The following is a 20604-nucleotide window of genomic DNA, read 5'->3' on the forward strand; positions in this document are numbered from 1 at the left end:
TTTCGCCTTGGCGATTAGACAAGAACTCTTGTACAAGATCGATTGCAAAGAAATCCCCACCTGGGAGGCTCCTGCATCGGCCTTTCGGATTCCTCGCCAGAGCGGACCGGCGCTTCCTCGGCTCCCCCACTACACCAGGAGCCGCCTCGCGGCTCACCCCGCTCCCCCGGTCGGCGCCACCGAGGCCGATCACCTCGGTGGCGCCTGTTCCAATGAGGGCTAGCGCGTCAGCGCGTAGACCGCGATGGCGGCGAAGTCATCGGCCGGCTCCGAGGCTTGCCAGGAGCGGACGTCGTCCACGTAGCGGGAGCCCCGGCCGGTGAACTCCTCGTACTTGTCGACGCCGTCGGCCGGGCACGGGGCCATGCCGTCGAGGTGACCGCCGAGGCCGTCTTCGAAGAGGCCGGCCGAGTTCGGGCCGTTGACGACGGCGCCGACGACCTCGCGGCCGAGGATGTTGCCGATCTGGTGATGCGGGCAGCGTTTGCCGTTGTCGCCGACGCCGACCATGAACGAGACGCCCCACGCGTTCGCGCCGAACGCCCAGTCGAGTTGCTGCGCGCCGAAGGCGTCGTAGCGGCGGTCGCCGGTCACCTTGCGGTAGAGGCGCGCGGTGGCCGCGAGCCCGAAGGTGTGTGGGACGGCGTCGAAGTTGTCGTACCGCGCACCGGCGCGGAACGGGTCCTTCGCGGCCCGCTGAGCGCCGATCTCGAGCTGCGCCCGCAGGTCGCCGGTCAGCTTCGCGACCAGCCGCCGGTCGGACCGCGCGGCCCGGATCAGGTCGGCATGGGCGAGCGCGCTCACGTCGTACAGGTTGAGCGTGTCACCGCCGGCCTCATGCTGCAGGTACTGATCGGCCCAGTACGCCGCCTGCCGCACGAAGCCCGCGGCGCGCCGATCGCCGAGCCGCTGTGCCGCCAGGGCCAGCTGGGTCGCGCCCAGCTCGAGGTCGTCGCGCCACGTCGACTCCGGGTAGAACGCGAACGGGAGCGACGTCGTCAGCTGACCGACATTCGTGGTCTTGGCCTGCGCGAAGATCTGCGCCGCGGTCTCCAGGTGCTTACGCGCGAGTTTGCGATCGGTCGCGGCCTCGACCTGCGCCGCGAGCGCGAAGGCTGCCGCCGTCCGGCCGGCCAGGTTCGGGCTGATCGGCTGACCGGGCGCCGCCGCGCGGAAGACCGGCCGATTGCGCAGGTGGCGCTCCGACGGGTCGGTCAGGTGGTCATCCTGCTCGGGCAGCCGCCAGATGTCGTGGTCGCCGATGAAAGTGCCCTCGGCGTTGCCGGTGCCGACGCCGACCTGGATGTAGAGGGTCTTCGACCGCTCGTCCCACATCTTGTCCAGCCACTTCAGCCCGTGCCGGGCCTCTTTCAGCAACTTGCGGTCCGGCCGTCGCGCATCCCGGGCCGATGCCCACAGCATCGTCTCCGAGTACGCCGCGATATGAGTGAACTTGAGGTAGTCGCCGGCGTCGTACCAGCCGCCCTCGACGTCGACCGGCCCGCCGATCCGCCGCAGCTCGCCGACCGTCTGGTCGGTGTCCGGCCCGGCGAAGGTCGGGAGCTCGTAGACCTGCGCGGCGCGATCGGTCAGATGCGCGGGTTTGCGCTGCAGCGCGCCCGGGACAACGTCCGCGCCGTCGCGCTGCTCGGTGAAGAAGTTCACCGCCTTGTCCCGCGCGGACGTCGCCAGCCCGTCGCCGTCGGCCCGGACGACGAACTCCGGCGACGTCGCCACCCCGGGCACCTCGACCCGGTACTTCCCCGGCACCCACAGCCGGGACAGATCCAGCGCGTAGACGTGCTGGTACTTCCCGTTCCACTCCCCCAGCTCGGCACCGACCTTCCCGGTCAGCACCCGCCGGCCGCGCGCGTCCACGACCTGGAACCGCCGGCCGGCCGCCGCGCCCTGACTCAGCACGTACGCCGCCTTACCGGCGAACGCGCCGTACCCGAGCTGATTCACCCGGACCGCACCACTGTCCGTCACCGCCTGTGCCGGTCCGGTAACCCCCAGCACCAACCCGGTCGCGACCACGACCGACCCCACCCGGAGCAACGCCCTCACACGCCCGCCTCCTCGATAATTGACAGGAAAGTTTCCTGTCATTTCGGGGAAAATAGCTCATCCGGGCCGCGCCGTACAGAGGTCGCGCCGAGCTGTTCGGAGCTCAGGGCTGGGCGGGTAACCCCTGGGCGAAGACGTAGACCGGGCGGGTCTCGGGCTCGGTCGACGGGTCGTCGACGTACTCCTCCAACACGTCCTGTAACCGCTCCCGCAGCTCGGCCAGCCGGGCCGGCGTCAGCCGCAGCCAGACGTCGATCGAGAACGCGGACTCGATCCACTCCTCGCCGTACTCCTCACGGCGGGTGAACCAGTCCCGGACCAGGCCGGCCCGGTACGTGACGTTGCTCTCCTCGGCGACCGCGGCGATCATCTCGGCGCCGGGCTCGGCGGCGGCGACCGGCCACGCGTACGACGTCAGCGCACTGCGCCACCAGCGCTCCCGCTTGTCCTTGGCGAGCTCGGGGACCTCCTCGATCACCCCCGCGGTCTTCAGTACCTTGAGGTGATGGCTGATGTTGCCGACCATCTCCCCCGTCCGGGCGGCCAGGATCGAGGCGGTGGCCGGGCCCTCGACACCGAGCAGGCCCAGCAGCTTGCGGCGTAACGGATGGTCGACCGCCTGGAGTCGGGAGGCTCCGGCGGGACGGCGATTTTCGGTCGGCATACGCTCCAGGGTAGTTAGACAAGATCTCTTGTACAAGCCTGATTGCCCACCGTGTCGCGAGCGTGGAAGAATCCCCACCAGACTGGTCGGGTTAGCCATATCGTGAGATGACGTCTCGCGATGCAGGATTGGGAGTTGATTTGTCAGCCGTTCCCGCTGACTCTTGTTGACATGCTCGCTGCCCAGTCCACCCACCTCGTAGGTCGCATTCACGTCGACCTCGGGCGGATGCGCAGCGCCATCTGTCGTCCTTCGATGCTCTGACAGCCACCCCGCTCGAACATCTGCTGGGTGCGCGCCGCGCAGACCGGGTCGAATCGACGACGCTTCGAGCTAGCCTTCCGCGGGCGCACCTGTCTCTAGGACAAGGACACCGTTCCGGATGACTGGCGTCGCTTCCCCCCAGACCGGCACTCCCCGCAAACCCGTCCGCCCGCGTAAGGGCAAGGGCGAGGGTCAGTGGGCGCTCGGCTACCGCGAGCCCCTGAACAAGAACGAGGAGAACAAGAAGAACGACGACGGCCTGAACGTCCGGGCCCGGATCGAGAACGTCTACGCGCACCGCGGGTTCGACTCGATCGACCCGGCCGACCTGCGCGGCCGGTTCCGCTGGTGGGGCCTCTACACCCAGCGCAAGCCCGGGATCGACGGCGGCAAGACCGCGACGCTGGAGCCCGAGGAGCTGGACGACAAGTACTTCATGCTCCGGGTCCGGATCGAGGGCGGCCAGCTCACCACCGAGCAGCTGCGGGTGATCGCCGAGGTCTCCACGACCTACGCCCGCGACACCGCCGACATCACCGACCGGCAGAACATCCAGCTGCACTGGATCCGGGTCGAGGACATCCCGGCGATCTGGAACAAGCTGGAGGCGGTCGGCCTCTACACCACCGAGGCCTGCGGTGACGTGCCGCGCGTCATCATCTCCTCCCCTGTCGCCGGGATCGCCGCGGACGAGATCATCGATCCGACCCCGGCCATCGACGACATCGTCGAGAAGTACATCGGCACCACCGAGTTCTCCAACCTGCCGCGCAAGTTCAAGACCGCGATGACCGGGCACCCGTCACACGACGTCGTCCCCGAGGTGAACGACATCGCGTTCGTCGGCGTGGTGCACCCCGAGCACGGTCCCGGTTTCGACGTCTGGGTCGGCGGCGGCCTGTCGACCAACCCGATGCTCGCGCAGCGGCTCGGCGCCTGGGTCCCGCTCGAGGAGGTGCACGAGGCCTGGTGGGGGATCTGCAGCATCTACCGCGACTACGGCTACCGCCGGCTGCGGACGCGGGCCCGGATCAAGTTCCTGGTCGCCGACTGGGGAGTCGATAAGTTCCGCGAGATCCTCGAGACCAAGTACCTGAAGCGCCCGCTGATCGACGGCCCGGCGCCGGAGATCCCCGCCGTCCAGGGCGACCACGTCGGCGTCCACCAGCAGAAGGACGGCAAGTACTTCGTCGGCGTCGCGCCGGTCGTCGGCCGGGTGTCCGGCAGCAAGCTGGCCGAGGTCGCGGACGTCGTCGCCGCGCACGGCTCGGACCGGATCCGCACCACCGCGCAGCAGAAGCTGATCGTGCTCGACGTCGAGGAGTCGAAGGTCGAGTCGCTGGTGACGGCTCTGCACGCGCTCGGCTTCCAGGCCCGGCCGTCGGCCTGGCGGCGGAACACGATGGCCTGCACCGGCATCGAGTTCTGCAAGCTGGCGATCGTCGAGACCAAGGCCCGCGCGGCGCAGCTGATCGACGAGCTGGAGGAGCGGATCCCGGACCTCGACGTCCCGATCACCGTCAACGTCAACGGCTGCCCGAACTCCTGCGCCCGGATCCAGGTCGCCGACATCGGGCTCAAAGGCCAGCTTGTCCTCGATGCCGACGGCAACCAGGTGCCCGGCTACCAGGTGCACCTCGGCGGCGGCCTCGGGCTGGACGCCGGCTTCGGCCGCAAGCTGCGCGGTCACAAGGTGACGTCGGACGAGCTCACCGACTACGTCGAGCGCGTCACCCAGAACTACCTGAAGGAGCGCAACGAGGGCGAGCGTTTCGCCCAGTGGGCCACCCGTGCGGATCAGGAGGCCCTCCAGTGAAGGAGCGAAGCGAGTTCACCATCCAATACAGCCATGGAACATCGGCGCCCGGAGCGAAGCGAGGACGACGATGAGCGAGCGCGCTGCACCGCTGTACTGCCCGTACTGCGGGGACGAGGACCTTCGTCCGTCGGAAGAGGGCCATGGTGCTTGGGAGTGCCGGCCGTGCGCACGGGTGTTCTCGCTCAAGATGATCGGGTTGCGGGTGAGTGTCGAATGAGTACGGACCTGAAGTCGCTCGCCGAGGAGGCCAACGCCCGGCTCGGCGACGCCTCCCCGCAGGAGGTGCTGGCCTGGGCGCGGGAGACGTTCGGCGACGAGCTGGTCGTGACCGCGTCAATGGCGGACGGCGCACTCCCCCACCTGGCGGCCGAGGCGGCCCCGGGCGTGGACGTGCTCTTCCTCGACACCGGCTACCACTTCGTCGAGACGATCGGCACCCGGGACGCCGTCGCCCAGATGCTCCCGATCAACCTGATCAACGGCACGCCGCTGCAGACCGTCGCGGAGCAGGACGCCGAATACGGCGAGAAGCTGTACGAGCGCCGTCCGGACCAGTGCTGCGCGCTGCGCAAGGTCGAACCGCTGAACCGGCACCTGTCGCACTACAAGGCCTGGGTCACCGGCATCCGCCGCGAGGAGGCGCCGACCCGCGCCAACACGCCGCTGGTCGAGTACGACGAGAAGCGCGACATGGTCAAGCTGAACCCGATCGCGCCGTGGACCCAGGACGACCTGGATGCCTACATCAGCGACAACGGCGTACTGGTCAACCTGCTCCAGTACGACGGCTACCCCTCGATCGGCTGCGAGCCGTGCACCCAACGCGTCGCACCCGGCGAAGACCCCCGCTCCGGCCGCTGGTCCGGCACGGGCAAGGTCGAATGCGGGCTCCACACATGACCGCCACATTGGAGGCTCCCCTGTCCACGCAAACGGTGACCGAGCTGGACGCACTCGAGAGCGAGTCCATCTTCGTTTTCCGTGAGGTGGCAGCCGAGTTCGAGCGTCCGGTCATTCTGTTCTCAGGCGGCAAGGACTCGATCGTGATGCTGCACCTGGCGCGGAAGGCCTTCGCGCCGGCCGGGGTGCCGTTCACCTTGCTGCATGTGGACACCGGGCACAACTTCCCCGAGGTCCTCGCCTACCGCGACTCCGTCGTGGCTCAGCTCGGGCTGCGGCTCGAGGTCGCCGAGGTCGAGACCTACCTCGCGGACGGCCGGCTTCGGGAGCGGTCGGACGGGACGCGGAATCAGCTGCAGACTGTTCCGTTGCTGGACGCGATCAACGCGCACCGGTTCGACGCCGTGTTCGGCGGCGGCCGGCGCGACGAGGAACGCGCCCGGGCCAAGGAACGGATCTTCAGCCTGCGCGACGAGTTCGGCCAGTGGGATCCGCGCAACCAGCGCCCGGAGCTGTGGTCGCTCTACAACGGCAAGCACAAGCCGGGTGAGCACGTCCGCGTCTTCCCGCTGTCCAACTGGACCGAGCTGGACGTCTGGAACTACATCGCCCGCGAGAACATCCCGCTGCCCTCGATCTACTACGCCCACCAGCGGCCGGTGTTCGAGCGGGACGGCATGTTGCTTGCCGTCGGCCCCTACTCGCAGCCGCGCGGCGGCGAGACCGTCGCCGAGCGCACCGTCCGCTACCGGACCGTCGGCGACATGTCCTGCACCGGCGCGGTCGCCTCCGACGCGACCACCGCCGCCGAGGTCGTGATCGAGGTCGCGGCCAGCACCATCACCGAACGCGGCGCGACCCGCGCCGACGACCGGGCCAGCGAGGCCGCCATGGAAGACCGCAAACGAGAGGGGTACTTCTGATGAGCACCCTCCTTCGCCTGGCCACCGCCGGGTCGGTCGACGACGGCAAATCCACCCTGGTCGGCCGGCTCCTGCACGACTGCAAGGCGATCCTCGCCGACCAGATCGCGCACGTGAAAACCGTCTCCGAAGCCCGCGGCGGCGACTTCGACTTCGCGCTGCTCACCGACGGCCTGCGCGCCGAACGTGAGCAGGGCATCACGATCGACGTCGCCTACCGGTACTTCGCGACCGACAAGCGCTCGTTCATCCTGGCCGACTGCCCCGGCCACGTGCAGTACACCCGCAACACCGTCACCGGCGCCTCCACCGCCGACGTGGTCATCATCCTCGTCGACGCCCGCCACGGCGTCCTCGAACAAACCCGCCGGCACCTGGCCGTCGCCGGCCTGCTGCGCGTCCCGCACGTCGTCCTCGCGGTCAACAAGATCGACCTGGTCGGCTACGACGAGGCCGTCTACACCGGTATCGCCAAAGAGGTCCAACAGCTCGCCGACCAGCTCGAGATCGCCGACCTGCGCACGATCCCGGTCTCCGCGCTCGTCGGCGACAACATCGTCACCCCGTCCACGGCCACCGCCTGGTACGACGGCCCGACCCTGCTCGACGTCCTCGAGAACGCGAACGGCCGGACCGACACCTCGGCCCAGCCGCTGCGCTTCCCGGTCCAGTACGTCATCCGCCCGCAGACCGACGACGAGTACCGCGACTACCGCGGCTACTCCGGAACCGTTGCCTCCGGCACCGTCACGGTCGGCGACCCGGTCATCGTCCTCCCCGCCGGGCGCCGGACGACGGTCGCCGGCATCGACCGCCCGGTCGTGTCGGCCACCGCCACGGCCGTCGCCGAACGACCCACCGCGGTCGCCGGCGAAGCCGTCACCGTCCGCCTCGCCGACGACCTGGACGTCGCCCGCGGCTCGGTCATCGTCGCGGCCGAATCCTCCCCCGGCACCCGCCGGGAACTGTCCGCCACCGTGTGCTGGCTCTCGGACCGCCCGCTGACCGTGGGCGCCCGGCTGCTGATCAAACACACCACCACCACGGCCCAGGCGATCGTCACCAAGATCACCGGGGTGCTCGATCTGGCCACGCTCGGCGTCATCGACGCCGCCGGGCTCGACCTGAACGACATCGGCAAGGTGCAGCTCAAAATCGCCGCACCGCTGGCCGCCGACCCGTACTCCAGTAACAACATCACTGGATCCTTCCTGCTGATCGACGCCCACGACGGGTGGACGCTGGCCGCAGGCATGATCGACGACGAAGAAGGGGAACTGCTGTGACTGCTCCAGCTCTCGTGATCCTCGCCCACGGCAGCCGCGACCCGCGCTCGGCCGCCACCGTCCACTCGCTCGTGAAGTGCCTGCGCGAGATGCGTGACGACCTGCGGATCGAAGCCTCCTTCCTCGACCACTGCCCGCCCACGCCGTACCAGGTGATCGGCAAGCTCGCCGCCGAGGGCGTGGAGGAGGTCGTCGTCCTGCCGCTGCTGCTGTCGTCGGCGTACCACGCGCGGATCGACGTCCCGGCCGTCATCGACGAGTCGCGCAGCCGCTTCCCGAACCTGCGGATCATCGCGTCCGACGTCCTCGGCTACGACGACTCGCTGCTCGACGTCCTGGACCGGCGGATGCGCGCCGAGCTCAAGGACGGTCGCGTGCGGGAGCTGGACGCGCTCGTCCTGGCCGCCGCCGGGTCGAGCGACCCGCAGGCCAACGCCAGCGTGACCCGCCTGGCCCGCCTCTGGGGTCAGCGGCACAAGCTGCCGGTGACCGCCGCGTTCGTCTGCGCCGCGTCGCCGTCGCCGGCCGAGGCCGTCCTGCAGTGGCGGCTGGAGGGACGGCGGCACGTCGCCGTCGGCTCGCTGTTCCTGGCCCCCGGCGTCCTCCCGGACCGCGCCGAGACGACCGCCCGCAAGGCCGGAGCGGTAGCGGTCTCGCGCCCGCTCGGCGTCAGCGCCGAGGTCGCGCGGCTCATCCTGCTCCGGTACGGCGTCGCCGGCCTCGACCTCCTCACGCTAGCGCCCGCACCGCGCCCGGTGCTCGTCCACTCCGCCTGAGCTCGCCCCCTCCGGGGGCTACGGTTCGCGCAACAGCCGTAGTCCCTGGAGGTACAGTCCGTGTCGGAGCAAGGTGTCCGGTCGTACGACGCGTTGATGGGTTCCGCCGCCGCGACGACCATGTCGATGGTCCCCTGGGCCCGGCGGACGAACTTCACCGGCCGGATCGCCATCACCGACGCCCAGCATCGCGACCTCCAGGAGCTGTTCGCGAACGGGAGCGGCCGCTCCGAAGCCGACCTAAGCCGCTACCGCGGCGCCCTGCAGGCCTTGCTCCGCGAGCACAACCGGCTGATCAGGCGCGCCGGCGCCGGAGAACCGGGGCCGGCGGCAACCAACGTCACCGCCCGCGTCCTCGACCGAGGGCTGTCCGAGCTGTGGGCGCGGCGGAACCTCAACGACTTCCTCGACCGGACCGGCCTGGCGGACGCCGTTCCCGGATTGAAGGCCGCTAAGGCGCCGGCCGAGTTCCTGAACGAGACCGCCGCGGCCACCGGTCTGGGCATGCAGCTGGCCGAGCGTTGGGGCTGGGAGAACGACGAGGTCTACGACAAGTTGCTGCAGTATCCCGCCGATCAGCGGGTCGCCTACTTCAGCCGTCCGCAGTACGAGAACGACTATCTCGAGTTCCTGGTCCCGCCCGACGGCCAGGAGGCCGCCCGGGCCCGGATCGAGCGCAGCCTCGACGCTCACCTGGCGGTGGTCGACACCGCGACCGGCAGCGACCAAGAGCGGATGCAGACCAATGCCATGGCCGGCTACACGTCGATCGACGCCATGGCGACCGAGATCGCCGCGCTGCGGCAGGAACACGACCACCCGCGGCTGATCCAGTTCCTGACCAAGGACGCCCGGGACGCCGTCCTGCGGCTCACCGGCGCCGGGCAGTCGGCCCACTCGGAGAAGCTCACCGAGACCAAGAACATGGGTGGCATCGCCGACTGGAACGGCACGATGCACCTGCACAACAAGCACGTCGTGCAACCGCTGAAGGAGATGTTCGACAGCGCGGGCCAGCAACACGACGCGCAGACGCTGCGGCGGTTCCGGCTGGCGATGGGGATCGTCCTGCACGAGAACGCGCATTTCGCGATTCCCGACGTCCGGCGTGGCGCCCACGCGCAGGAGCAGTACGCGCTGTCGGCGCAGACGTTCGGCGAGGACCGGTGGATCCAGTTCAGTGAGGAAGGATTCGTCGAGGCCTTCAACAGCGCCTATCTGGACGACTTCATCCGCGCGACCGGTGTCGACAAGATCGCCCCCGGCATCCTCGACGTCGAGAACGAGGAAACCTACGAGCACTACGCGCCCGCGGCCCGCGCGGTCGCCGAGGCCCTCGACCGCCGGACGGGCCTGGACCGCGAAGCCCTTCGCCGGCAGGCCGCCGCCTCACCGCGCGGCCAGTTCGACGAGCTGGCCGACCAGATGTACGAGAGCAGCCGGCTCCCGGAGCTCGTCCCGCCGAGCGAGGTCGTCAAGGTCAAGCGCGACATCGCGCTCGCGATGCGCACCAACTTCGCCTGGCTCGACGAGAACACCGGCAAAGGATCGGTCGACGAGATCCGCGCCATGAGCACGTTGCGCGGCGAACAGTCCTTCGCCGCCGGCCGGCACGTCATCGAGACCTACGAGAAGCTCTACAGCAGCCCGGATGCGCAGGCGCTCTACCAGTCCCGTCTCGCCGCCCAGCGTGGACTCAACCCGCAGGGCGCTACCCGTTACGAGGCGCCCACCCCCGGCCCGGTTCGCGAACGGGAGTTCGAAGCGGCCGCGGCCAAGCTCTACGCCGACAGCGCACTCCCTCAGGTGGTCCCGCAGCCCGAGGCCTTCCACGCGCAGCGTGCCATCGAGACCGCGATGACGACGGCCGCCGACGCGACCCCCGACAATCGCGAGTCCGCTGCCGCAGCGGCGGGCCAGGCGAAAGTGGGTGAGCTGACCCAGCAGTACTCCAGCCCGAACTCCAAGGCCCTGTACCAGGCCCTCCAAGCCGCGCACCAGGGCGTGGCGCCCGCGGGTTCACAACCGGCACCCGCCGCGCCCGCCCAGGCAACGGCGTACCACGACGCGCACCTGGCAGCTCAGGCCGCCGCCGGCGCGCGCCTCAACTCCGCCAAGCCCCAGACCGACCACAGCCGCTGACCGGCGGCTTTGCCGAATCAGGACGCGGCCAGGCGCTTCTTCTCCTTGGCGACGTCGAAGTCGGCGGCCGGCCAGGCGGGGTTGAGGGCGGTCAGGGTCTCCTGGAGGAGGGTCGTGACGGCCCAGTTGCGGTACCACTTGCGGTCGCTGGGGATCACGTACCAGGGCGCGGCTTCGGTGTTACAGCGCTCGAGCGCCGCGTGGTACGCCTCCATGTAGTCGGGCCAGAGCAGGCGCTCGTCGACGTCCCCGGGGTTGTACTTCCAGGCCTTGGTGGGGTCGTCGAGGCGGGCCTGCAGACGGGTCTTCTGCTCCTCCGGGGAGATGTGCAGGTAGCACTTGAGGACCGTGACGCCGGACTCGGCCAGCTCGGCCTCGAACTCGTTGATCTGGTCGTAGCGCTTGTCCCAGACGTTCGGGGCGACCAGGTTGCGGACGCGGGCGATCAGCACGTCCTCGTAGTGCGAGCGGTCGAAGATGCCGATCATGCCGTGGCCCGGGACGGCCTGGCGGATGCGCCACAGGAAGCCGCGGCGCTTCTCGGCCGGCGTCGGCGCCTTGAACGAGGTGATCTTCAGGCCCTGCGGGTCCATCAGCCCCGCACCGTGCCGGATGACGCCGCCCTTGCCCGAGGTGTCCATCCCTTGCAGGACGAGCAGGATGCTGCGCTCCCCGCCCTTGCGGCCCTCGGCGAACAGCCGCTCCTGCCAGTCCGACAGCCCGGCGCCGAGGGTCTCGAGCGCAAGCTTGCCCTCGTCCTTCGCACCGGTGAATCCCGGCGTCGCCCGCGGGTCGTACGTGCTCAGATCCACCGGGCCGGCGGGCACTCGCAGCTGCTCCAGCAGTCCCCCGGCCTCCGCCTGCACCTTCTGCTTCTTCGCCATTCGGCCATCCTGCCCTATCCGACCGGCGTGTTCACGGACCTCCGCCGCCGCAGCACGACCTCGATCACGACCGCGACGAGCAGGCAGCCGATGATCGCCTGGCAGGCGAACCACGTGCCCGCCAGAACCGGATAGCACTCGGTGTCGACCTCGTCGCAGTCCTGCGCGCCGTCCCGCATCCCGGCGCTGAACGCGAGCGCAGCAATCACGGCAGTGCTGACCAGGTAGATCGCCGCGCGCACCAGCCAGCGGCCGCCGGTCAGCTGGACGGCCGCACTCACGACGAGCGCCAATCCACCGAGAATCAGGACCGGCAAGGCAACGAGCAACACGGCGCTACCGCTGGAGTCGAAGAACAAGCCGGCGTCGTCGAACCACAAGTGCGCCAGCAGTACCAAGCCACCCAGTACGGCGAGCGCCGCGCCGTACCAGCGTCGCGAGCGCGCCTCAGGCACGGCGACGATCAGCCCCGCGAGCGCAATCAGCCCCACGAAGCCGGTCAGCAGATCGAGCAGGATCGGCTGTCCGTCGTAGTACGAACTCCACCCGTTGTACACCCGCATCGCGCCACCGAGCGCGAACAAGACACAGGCGAGGGCGAGCAGGCCGAGCGAGAGGGTCCGGCGGTCGGCAAACTTCTCCACGGTTCTCCTAGCTGACTGGTTCGGCGGTCCGCGACCGTGTCACCTCGTACCCGACGGCGCCGACCAGTGCGACGGCGAAGACCGCGCAGCTCCACCAGATTCCGTTCAGTCCGGCGAGGCATTCGGAGTCCGGGTCCGGGCAGCCGCGCGACTCGTGGAAGCCGTACCCGATGCGGAAGGCGATGACGGCGAGGACGAGCGTGCCGGCCAGGTAGGCCGCCGTCCGGAGCACCCAACGGTCGCCGGTGCGGACGGCGACCGCGCTGGTGATGAGTACGAAGGCCAGCAGCAGGGCGCCGATCAGGAAGACGGACAGCTCGCCGTCGTTCGTCGTCCAGATGAAGCGGAACGACGCGTCGGCGATGTATCCGAGGATGACCAGGCCGGCGAGTACGAGCAGCGCGATGCCGGCGGCCAGCCGGGCCTTCGCGTCGGGCCATGGGACGACGAGGGCCGCGATGCCGATCAGCGCCGCGACCACGCCGAGCGGGTGGTTGAATCGCTCGTGGCTGAGACCGTCGCTGTCGAACTGGATGTAGCGGCCGAGTGCGAGGATCGCCACGGCCAGCGCCAGCAGACCGAGCGACACCGACCTGCGGTTCAGGCTGTTCCCCATCCGTTCAGCAGAACACGCTCCGGGTTCACCGCGTCACGATTTGCGGGCGAGTGCGATCAATCGAGACAGAGCGCGGAGGTACTTCTTGCGGTAGCCGCCCTTGAGCATGGCGGCCGAGAACAACTGGTCGAGGGGGACGCCGCTCGCCAGGAGCGGCAGGTCGCGGTCGTACATCCGGTCGGCCAGGACGACCATCCGGAGCGCGACGTTCTCGTCGGTGAGCGGGCGGATGTCGGTGATGCCGACTGCTTGGACGCCGTCGAGCAGGGCGCCGTACTTGCTCGGGTGCAGCTCGGCGAGGTGCCGGTGCAGGTCGACGAAGTGGTCGCAGGAGGCGCCGGGGCGTTCGGTGGCAGCTGTCTCGACGCGCTCGTCGGACCAGGGGTCGGGCGCGGTCGGGAGGCCGCGGTGGCGGTAGTCGGGACCGTCGATCCGCCGGACGTCGAAGTTGGCGGCGAGCGCTTGGATCTCGCGGAGGAAATCGACGGCCTGGAAGCGGCCCTCCCCCAGCTTGTCGGGCAGCGTGTTGGACGTCGCGGCCAGCTGGACGCCGGCGCCGACCAACTGACCGAGCAGGCGCGTGATCAGCATCGTGTCGCCCGGGTCGTCCAGCTCGAACTCGTCGATGCAGAGCACCCGGTACGACGACAGCGCCTCGACCGCCGCCCGGAGACCGAGCGCGCCGACGAGGTTGGTCAGCTCGACGAAGGTGCAGTACATCTTCGGCCCCGCTGCCTCGTGCCAGAGCGAGGCGAGCAGGTGGGTCTTGCCGACGCCGAAGCCGCCGTCCAGGTAGATACCCGGTTTGCCGGGCTCCGGCGTCCGGCCGCGGAGCCGGGACCACAGGCTCGGCTCCTGTCGCGGCTGGGCCAGGAGCATCGCGCGCTCGGTCAGCAGGGTCAGCGCCGCGGTCTGGGACTCCTCGGCCGGGTCGGGGCGGTAGGTGGCGAAGCGGACGTCCGCGAACCGCGGGGGCGGGACGCACTCGGAGAGCAGCCGATCCGGGCTGACCTCCGGCCACCGCTCGCTCAGCCGAATCACCATGCCGCAACCCTATCTTCGTAGGCTGGGCGGTATGAAAACCCTCGGATCCACCGGATTGACCGTCTCCAGCGTCTGTGCGGGCGGCAGCGGCCTGGGCAGTATGCCGGATGTCTTCGGGTACGACGTGAGCGCCGATCAGGCGGTCGAGGTGGTCCTCCGGGTATTCGACAGCCCGCTGACCTGGATCGACACCTCGAACGGCTACAGCGCCGGCGAGAGCGAGCGCCGGATCGGGCGCGCGATCCGCGAGTACGGCGGGCTGCCGGCCGGTTTCCTGGTCGCGACCAAGGTCGATGCACTCGGCAACGACTACTCGGCGCAGCGGGTCCGCGACAGTGTTGCCGAGAGCAAGGAGCGGCTCGGGCTCGACGACCTGCCGCTGGTCTATCTGCACGACCCGGAGTTCAACGTGTTCGAGGAGATGCGGCCGGCGGTCGACGCGCTGCAGCAGCTCCGCGCGGACGGCGAGGTCGGGCACGTCGGTCTGGCCGGCGGGAACCCGGCCGAGCTGGGCCGGTACCTCGACCTCGGCGGGTTCGAGGTACTCCTCGTCCACAACCGCTGGACCTTGGTCGACCACTCCGCCGGAGCGCTGATCGAGAGAGCGGTCTCCGACGGTCTCGGCGTCGTCAACGCGGCCGTCTACGGCGGCGGGATCCTGGCCAACCCGGCCGGCGCCACGAAGTACGGCTACCTGGACGCGCCGGACGCCGTCCTGCGCGCGGTCGCCGAGATGGACGCCGCCTGCCGCGCGCACGGCGTCGACCTGGCCACCGCCGCGCTGCGGCACTCGGTCGACAACCCGAACATCACCGCGACCGTCGTCGGCATCACCAAACCCGCTCGCGTGGACGCACTCGAGAACGCGCTCTCCGCCGATCTCCCCGCGGACCTGCTCGACCAGCTGGCCGCGCTGCTGCCGGATCGGGAGTACTGGCTCGAAGGTTGACCTCAAGCTAACTTGAGGTCATAGCTTGCGTCGTCATGAAGACGATTCGGTTGCACGCGTTCGGTCCGGCGGAGAACCTGCGTTACGAGGAGGCGCCGGATCCGGTGCCCGGGCCGGGGATGGTCCTCCTCCAGGTCGAGGCCGCCGGTGTCCACCTGCTCGACACCTTCCTACGCGCCGGGAACGTCGAAGGAACCGCTTTCTCCGCTCCCGACCTGCCTACGATCCCCGGTCGTGAGGTCGCCGGCGTCGTCCGCGCGCTCGGCCCGGACGCCGACCCAGGCTGGCTCGGCAAGCGCGTCGTCGTCCACCTGGGGATGGTCCCCGGCGGCTACGCCGAGCTCGCCGTCGCCAAGACCGAGTCGCTCTACGAGCTGCCGGACCACGTGGACGCCGTCCAAGCCGTCGCCGCCATCGGCACCGGCCGCACCACCGCCGGGATCCTCGCCCAGGCAGCGCTCTCCCCCGACGACGTAGTCCTCATCACCTCCGCCGCCGGCGGCATCGGCAGCTATCTCGTCCAGGCCGCCCGTAACGCGGGCGCCACCGTCATCGGCCTGGCCGGCGGCCCCACCAAGACCCAACTCGTCCGTGACCTCGGCGCCCACTACGCCGCGGACTACCAGGATCCCAACTGGGTGAGCGCTCTCCGCGCCGATCTCGGCTCCGGGTCCGGCCTCGAGGGTGAGCGGCCGGTGACAGTGTTGCTGGATGGGGTGGCCGGGGAGAGCGGTCGGCAAGCGCTGGATCTGGTTGGGGACGGCGGTCGGGTGCTCACCTTCGGGTGGTCGGGTGGTGATCCGTTGCCGGTGGACTCCCCTGTGTTGTCCACCCGCGGGATCACGGTGACGGCGGCGCTCGGCGATGTGCGGGCGCGGTTGCGCGAGTTCGAGCGGATCGCGCTCGACGAGACGATCCAGGGACGCTGGAGAGCGCTCTCTACGACGTTCCCACTCGCCGACGCGGCCGAGGCCCATCGCGCCTTGGAGGAGCGGCGGACCGTCGGCAAGGTGGTGCTGGTGCCGTGACACGTGGCTGCGTGGCCTTCTCCCCACCTCATCAGGGAGAAGACCACGCGGCCGGTTCGGGTCGCGGAAGACCTGGTGGGATCCTCCGCGACCCAGCTGAGGGTTAGTAGATGGTGTAGGAGAAGGTCGCCCGACCGGATGCGCCACCGGAGTCGGTGCCGGTCACAGTCGCCGAGAAGGTGCCTCGGGTGGTGGGCGTTCCGGTGATCGCTCCGGAGGAGCTGATCGTGAGACCGGGCGGCAGGCCGGCGGCGCTGAAGGTGATCGGCAGGCCGGCGCTCGAGGTCGCGCGGACCTGGAGCGGGAAGCTCTGCCAGCCGACGAACCCGAACTGGCTGCCCGGACTCTGCACGGTGACCGTGCCGGTCTGCGATCCCGTCACCGTCAGCCGGTACGTCGCCTCGTGGCTGACCGCACCGGTGCCCTTGACGACGATGTTGTACGACCCGGCCGGCGTGGACGCCGAAGCGGCGATCGTCAGCGTGGACGACGACCCGGAGTTCACGCTCGTCGGCGAGAACGACGCGGTCGCGCCACTCGGCAGGCCACTCGCGGCCAGCTGGACCGACTGCGGGTCGCCACTGGTCGTCGCCGTCTTCACCGTCGTCTGCACCGAGTTGCCCGGGGCAACCGATCCGCTGGCCGGGTCGAGGCTCAGGCTGAAGTCGCTCCCGGTCGGCGGCTCGCCGACGGCCAGCTTCCAGAGCCCGTACGCCGCCGCGTCCGCGCTGCGGTCCAGCACCGTCGCCGAGACGTTCGACGGGTACTTGTCACACGCCGCGTGGTAGCAGGGGTCGTAAGCCGAACCAGCGGTGCCGCCCCACTTCTGTGCCTGCGCGCTCGTCTTGCGGGCACTTGCCCCGGCGGCGACACCGCTGGTCGGGATCCCGGCGTTCTTGAAGGACGCGTCGTCCGAACGTCCCGCACCTTCGGTGTTCTCCTCCGGCGCCAGGTTCAGCCCGTCGTAGAACGCCTTCAGCACCTTGCCGGTGTCCGTGGTGATGTTGTTGACGAAGTAGCCCGCGTTGGTGGACGCGACCATGTCGAAGTTCAGGTACGCCTTGATCTTCGACCGGTCGGCCGTCGGCAGCTGGCTGACGTAGAACTTCGAGCCGTTCAGGCCCTGCTCCTCGTCGGTCCACCAGGCGAACCGCACGTGCTTGGCCAGCGTCGGCTTCTGCTGCGCCAGGGCGAGCGCGACCTCGAGGATCGCCGCCGAGCCGGACGCGTTGTCGTTGCTGCCCGGGCCGGCGCTGACGCCGTCCAGGTGCGCGCCGAGCATGATCACCTGGTTGGCGTCGCCGCCGGGGAAGTCGGCGATCAGGTTGTCCGACGGGTACTGGCAGTTCGTGCAGCGCTGCTTGGTGACGTTGAACCCGGCGTCCCGCAGCTTCTGCTCGACGTAGTTCACCGACGCGGTGTAGCCCGCGCTGCCGGCCCGCCGGTGGCCGCCGTTGTTCTCGGCCGCCGACTGCAGCGCCACGAGGTGCGCCTTCACCTTCTCGACGTCGATGTTCGGTACTCCGGCGGGCGGGGCGGATCCGCCGACGGTCAGCCGGTACGACGCCGTCCGGTCGACGTCCGCGCCGTCACCGGCGATGCTGACGTCGTACGTGCCCTCCGGGGTGCTCGACGTCGTGCTGATCCGCAGCGTCGACGAGTTGCCGGACTGGATCGAGGCCGGGTCGAACGACGCGGTGGCGCCGGCCGGCAGACCGCTGGCGGTCAGCTGGACGGACTGCGCCGACCCGCTGCCGATCACCGTGTTCACGGTCGCGGAAGCGCTCTCTCCGGGTTTCACCGAGCCGTTGGCCGGTGAGACCGACATCGTGAAGTCGTTACCGGTCGCGGTGCAGGTGGCCTCGCCCGACTGGGCCGGGACGGACACGGCGGCCCAGGCGGCCTTCACCTTCGCGTGCCACCCACAGCTGCTGTCCAGGTTCTTGGCCGCGGTCAGCGTCGTGGTGCGCCACTTGGCGTAGGACATGCTCGACGTCTTCGCAAGCATCGCGTTGTAGAAGATCTTGCCGGCGTCCTTGATGCCGATACCGGTCAGCGTCGTGTTGTTACACGTCGGGCTGTTCGGCTTGCCGTTACCGGGGTTGGTCCCCTCGGCCAGCAGGTAGAACCAGTGGTTCATCGGCCCGGCCGCCGCATGCACCGAGCTCGGCAGGCTGCTGGAGTTGCAGTCCGGGTGCCCGGAGATCTTCGACGGCTGGTACATGTACCGGATCGGGCCGGCGCCGGTCAGGTTGATCCGCTCGCCGACCTCGTAGTCGGGGGCGTCGTTCGGGTTGTTCAGATACGCCTCGGTGAGCGCTCCCCAGATATCCGCGACCGCCTCCTGCGAGGGGTGGCCGGAGATCCCGCCGGGGGTGTTCGCATCCAGGCCGTGGCCGTACTCGTGCGCCACGACGTCCGTGCCGGTGATCCACTCCCGCGCGTTGTTGTAGCCGAAGACGACGCCGTCCGGGTTGTACTGCGAACCCCAGTACGCGTTGACGTCGCCGAGACCGACCAGCGCGTCGGCCCACTTGCCCTGGTTGTCCAGGCCGTTGCGGCCGTACCAGTTCTTCAGCATGTCCCACTCGCCGGCGGCGACGTTCATGACGTCGACGCAGCCGGCCTCGCGGTCGGTCTTCGAGGTGCTGCCCCAGACGTCGTCCGGGCCGGAGAAGGTGGTGCCGTTCGACTGGTTGCCGCAGCGCAGCGACGGCCGCGCCGGGTCGACCATCGTGTACGTCGAGCCGGACTGCGTCGTCCCGATCGTCAGGTTCGAGCCGTTCCAGGCGCCGGTACCGGTGCCGGACGCGGTCTCCTCGATGGTGTGCACGACCTTGCCGGTGCGGGCGTCGACGTACACCTTCTGCCGGCTGGGCTCGCCGTGGTCGGTGCCCTGGATGCGGGCCTCCCAGGCGAGTACCGGCTTGGCGCCGCCGGCGTACACGACCAGCGTGGGCTCACCAGGCACCGGGCTGGCCTTGTCGATCGCCTTCAGCGCGGCCTTCTTCGCCGCCGCCTTGGAGACCGTGGGTGTGCGGTCGACCGAGATCGGCTGCTGTTGCGCGACGGTGATGCTCTTGGCGTTGCCGTCGGCGTCCGTGGTGACGACGAAGTCGCCGCCGATCACGGCGAGGTCCTGGTACGTGCGCTGGTAGGCGACGTAGTGCAGGCCCCACGGCGTGCTGATGTCCTGCTGACGGATGAACCGGTCCCCAGAACCGGCTTTCAACTCGGCGGCGCGGCCGTCGACCAGTCGGTCGGCGGTCCGGATCGCGGCAGCCCGCGGATCGGGCTTGGATGCTGCTTCGGCGTCGGCGGTGGCGGCTGGGAGCTTGGTGGTGACCACTGCTGTGGTCAGCACCGCGAGACTCAGCACGCTGCCGATCGCCGTCGCACGCAGGGCAGTGCGTTTCACGGGACATGTCCTCACTAGGAAGGGGGCGGGACGCCGCCACCGGCCGCTGGGGCTGCAGTCCGGTCGGCCGGTGGCGGATACCGAGGAGGCCGGCTCCGGCAGGGCAGGCAGGTGAGCGACCGGCGTCCTCGTTCCGATGAGATTGACACCTCTACGTGATGGCTGTGATATCCCAGCAGGGCATAACCTCCCCGCTATGGAGCTCGAACTTCGCCACCTGCGCGTGGTCTGCCGCCTGGCGGACACGGGCAGCGTCTCCAAGGCCGCCGCCGCCCTCGGCGTCTCGCAGCCGTCGCTGACCGCGCAGCTGCACAGAATCGAGGACGCCGTCGGCGGCTCGCTGTTCGAGCGCGGACCGGGCGGCGTCGTCCCGACGCCGTTGGGTAAGCACGTGCTGACCCGCTCCCGGTCGATGCTCGCGGACATGGACGAGCTGGTCGGATCGAGCCGGCGTTATACCAGCGGCTCCGGCACGCTGCGGCTCGGATCAGCACGCACGGTGATGTTCGGGAACTGGCTGTCCCGCCTCGAGGAAGCGCTCTCCGACCGTGAGATCGCCAGCCAGGTGGATTCGTCCACCGCGGTGCTGACCGAGCTGCTCGCGGCCGACGTCGTCGACATCGCGATGCTCGGCCGGTGCGAGGACGCGTACGCGCCGCCGTGCCCGCAGGGCATCCGCGAGCAGACGATGGTCTACCCGGAGCCGTTCGGGGTCGCGCTCCCCGACACCCACCGGCTCGCGGACGCCGACGAGGTGAAGCTGGAACAGTTGGCCGACGATGTCTGGATCTGCCCACCGGCCGGTAAGGAGGACGGCGACCTGGCCTACCTCCGGGAGGCCTGCGAGCAGGCCGGATTCACCCCCGATTTCCGGTACGGGAACCTCGACACGACCGAGATCGAACAGCTGATCGGCGCCGGGCGCGGTATCTGCCTCTGCGCGCCGACGGTTCGGGAGCTCCCCCGGACCGTCGTGAAACCGCTCGTCGGGACGCCGTTGTACTGGCGCCGGACGCTGCGCTGGCGGGTGGACAACGTGAGTCAGGAGACGGTCAACGTCGTCCACCAGACCTTCGTCGACACCTACCGGGAAACGATCGCCGCCAACGCGGCCGTCCGCGGCTGGTGGGCCGCTCATCCCGCGGCCCACCCCACGGTCATCGACCCCGACTGACGCAGC

16 protein-coding genes are annotated in these 20604 nt (G+C 69.7%); 9 read left to right on the top strand and 7 right to left on the bottom strand.

The window, feature by feature from the left end:
* Positions 1–219 precede the first annotated feature (219 nt).
* Positions 220–2067: a glycoside hydrolase family 9 protein gene (locus tag ACZ6ZD_RS29675; protein WP_465677209.1), complete on the bottom strand. Its 1848-nt coding sequence runs from the start codon at positions 2065–2067 to the stop codon at positions 220–222.
* A gap of 103 nt (positions 2068–2170) precedes the next feature.
* The gene (locus ACZ6ZD_RS29680) at positions 2171–2731 is read right to left on the bottom strand and encodes a winged helix-turn-helix domain-containing protein (RefSeq protein ID WP_465677210.1); all 561 of its coding nucleotides are present in this window, start codon (positions 2729–2731) and stop codon (positions 2171–2173) included.
* Positions 2732–3113: 382 nt separating this feature from the next.
* Here ACZ6ZD_RS29680 and ACZ6ZD_RS29685 point away from each other — a divergent pair, with 382 nt between their 5' ends.
* The 6 genes from ACZ6ZD_RS29685 (at position 3114) to ACZ6ZD_RS29710 (ending at position 10841) form a co-directional block, all read left to right on the top strand.
* Positions 3114–4811 carry a nitrite/sulfite reductase gene (locus ACZ6ZD_RS29685; protein WP_465677211.1) on the top strand — a complete coding sequence of 566 codons (1698 nt, stop codon included), beginning with the start codon at positions 3114–3116 and terminating at the stop codon, positions 4809–4811.
* A 216-nt stretch (positions 4812–5027) separates the two neighbouring features.
* Entirely contained in the window at positions 5028–5714 is a 687-nt protein-coding gene (locus ACZ6ZD_RS29690; RefSeq protein ID WP_465677212.1) for a phosphoadenylyl-sulfate reductase, read from the top strand.
* Entirely contained in the window at positions 5711–6637 is a 927-nt protein-coding gene (cysD, locus tag ACZ6ZD_RS29695; RefSeq protein WP_465677213.1) for a sulfate adenylyltransferase subunit CysD, read from the top strand. Before ACZ6ZD_RS29690 ends, cysD begins: the two co-directional genes overlap by 4 nt.
* On the top strand, positions 6637–7923 hold the full coding sequence (locus ACZ6ZD_RS29700; protein WP_465677214.1) for a sulfate adenylyltransferase subunit 1: 1287 nt from the start codon (positions 6637–6639) through the stop codon (positions 7921–7923). The genes cysD and ACZ6ZD_RS29700 overlap by 1 nt, the downstream gene beginning before the upstream one ends.
* Positions 7920–8699 (top strand): sirohydrochlorin chelatase, encoded by a 780-nt coding sequence (locus tag ACZ6ZD_RS29705; protein ID WP_465677215.1) that lies wholly within the window; start codon positions 7920–7922, stop codon positions 8697–8699. Before ACZ6ZD_RS29700 ends, ACZ6ZD_RS29705 begins: the two co-directional genes overlap by 4 nt.
* Positions 8700–8759: 60 nt before the next feature.
* Positions 8760–10841, top strand: a complete 2082-nt coding sequence (locus ACZ6ZD_RS29710) for a hypothetical protein (protein WP_465677216.1) — start codon at positions 8760–8762, stop codon at positions 10839–10841.
* A 17-nt stretch (positions 10842–10858) separates the two neighbouring features.
* On the opposite strand, the gene ACZ6ZD_RS29715 is transcribed toward ACZ6ZD_RS29710, so the two are convergent.
* Genes ACZ6ZD_RS29715 through zapE form a run of 4 tightly spaced genes read right to left on the bottom strand, consistent with a single transcriptional unit; the run spans position 10859 to position 14029 of the window.
* Positions 10859–11725 (bottom strand): PPK2 family polyphosphate kinase, encoded by an 867-nt coding sequence (locus tag ACZ6ZD_RS29715; protein ID WP_465677217.1) that lies wholly within the window; start codon positions 11723–11725, stop codon positions 10859–10861.
* Positions 11726–11739: 14 nt separating this feature from the next.
* Positions 11740–12369, bottom strand: a complete 630-nt coding sequence (locus tag ACZ6ZD_RS29720; protein WP_465677218.1) for a hypothetical protein — start codon at positions 12367–12369, stop codon at positions 11740–11742.
* A 7-nt stretch (positions 12370–12376) separates the two neighbouring features.
* Positions 12377–12985 (bottom strand): hypothetical protein, encoded by a 609-nt coding sequence (locus ACZ6ZD_RS29725; RefSeq protein WP_465677219.1) that lies wholly within the window; start codon positions 12983–12985, stop codon positions 12377–12379.
* 33 nt (positions 12986–13018) lie between these two features.
* A complete protein-coding gene (gene zapE / locus ACZ6ZD_RS29730) occupies positions 13019–14029 on the bottom strand; it encodes a cell division protein ZapE (protein WP_465677220.1) in 1011 nt (336 codons plus the stop codon).
* Between the two features lie 31 nt (positions 14030–14060).
* On the opposite strand from zapE, the gene ACZ6ZD_RS29735 reads away from it, so the two are divergent.
* Entirely contained in the window at positions 14061–14978 is a 918-nt protein-coding gene (locus tag ACZ6ZD_RS29735) for an aldo/keto reductase (protein ID WP_465677221.1), read from the top strand.
* A gap of 35 nt (positions 14979–15013) precedes the next feature.
* Positions 15014–16006, top strand: a complete 993-nt coding sequence (locus ACZ6ZD_RS29740) for a zinc-binding dehydrogenase (RefSeq protein ID WP_465677222.1) — start codon at positions 15014–15016, stop codon at positions 16004–16006.
* A gap of 103 nt (positions 16007–16109) precedes the next feature.
* On the opposite strand, the gene ACZ6ZD_RS29745 is transcribed toward ACZ6ZD_RS29740, so the two are convergent.
* Positions 16110–19424, bottom strand: a complete 3315-nt coding sequence (locus tag ACZ6ZD_RS29745) for a M20/M25/M40 family metallo-hydrolase (RefSeq protein ID WP_465677223.1) — start codon at positions 19422–19424, stop codon at positions 16110–16112.
* 196 nt (positions 19425–19620) lie between these two features.
* On the opposite strand from ACZ6ZD_RS29745, the gene ACZ6ZD_RS29750 reads away from it, so the two are divergent.
* Positions 19621–20598, top strand: coding sequence for a LysR family transcriptional regulator (locus ACZ6ZD_RS29750; RefSeq protein WP_465677224.1), 978 nt, complete (start codon positions 19621–19623; stop codon positions 20596–20598).
* Positions 20599–20604 lie beyond the last annotated feature (6 nt).

This window comes from Kribbella sp. NPDC104218, assembly GCF_055584105.1.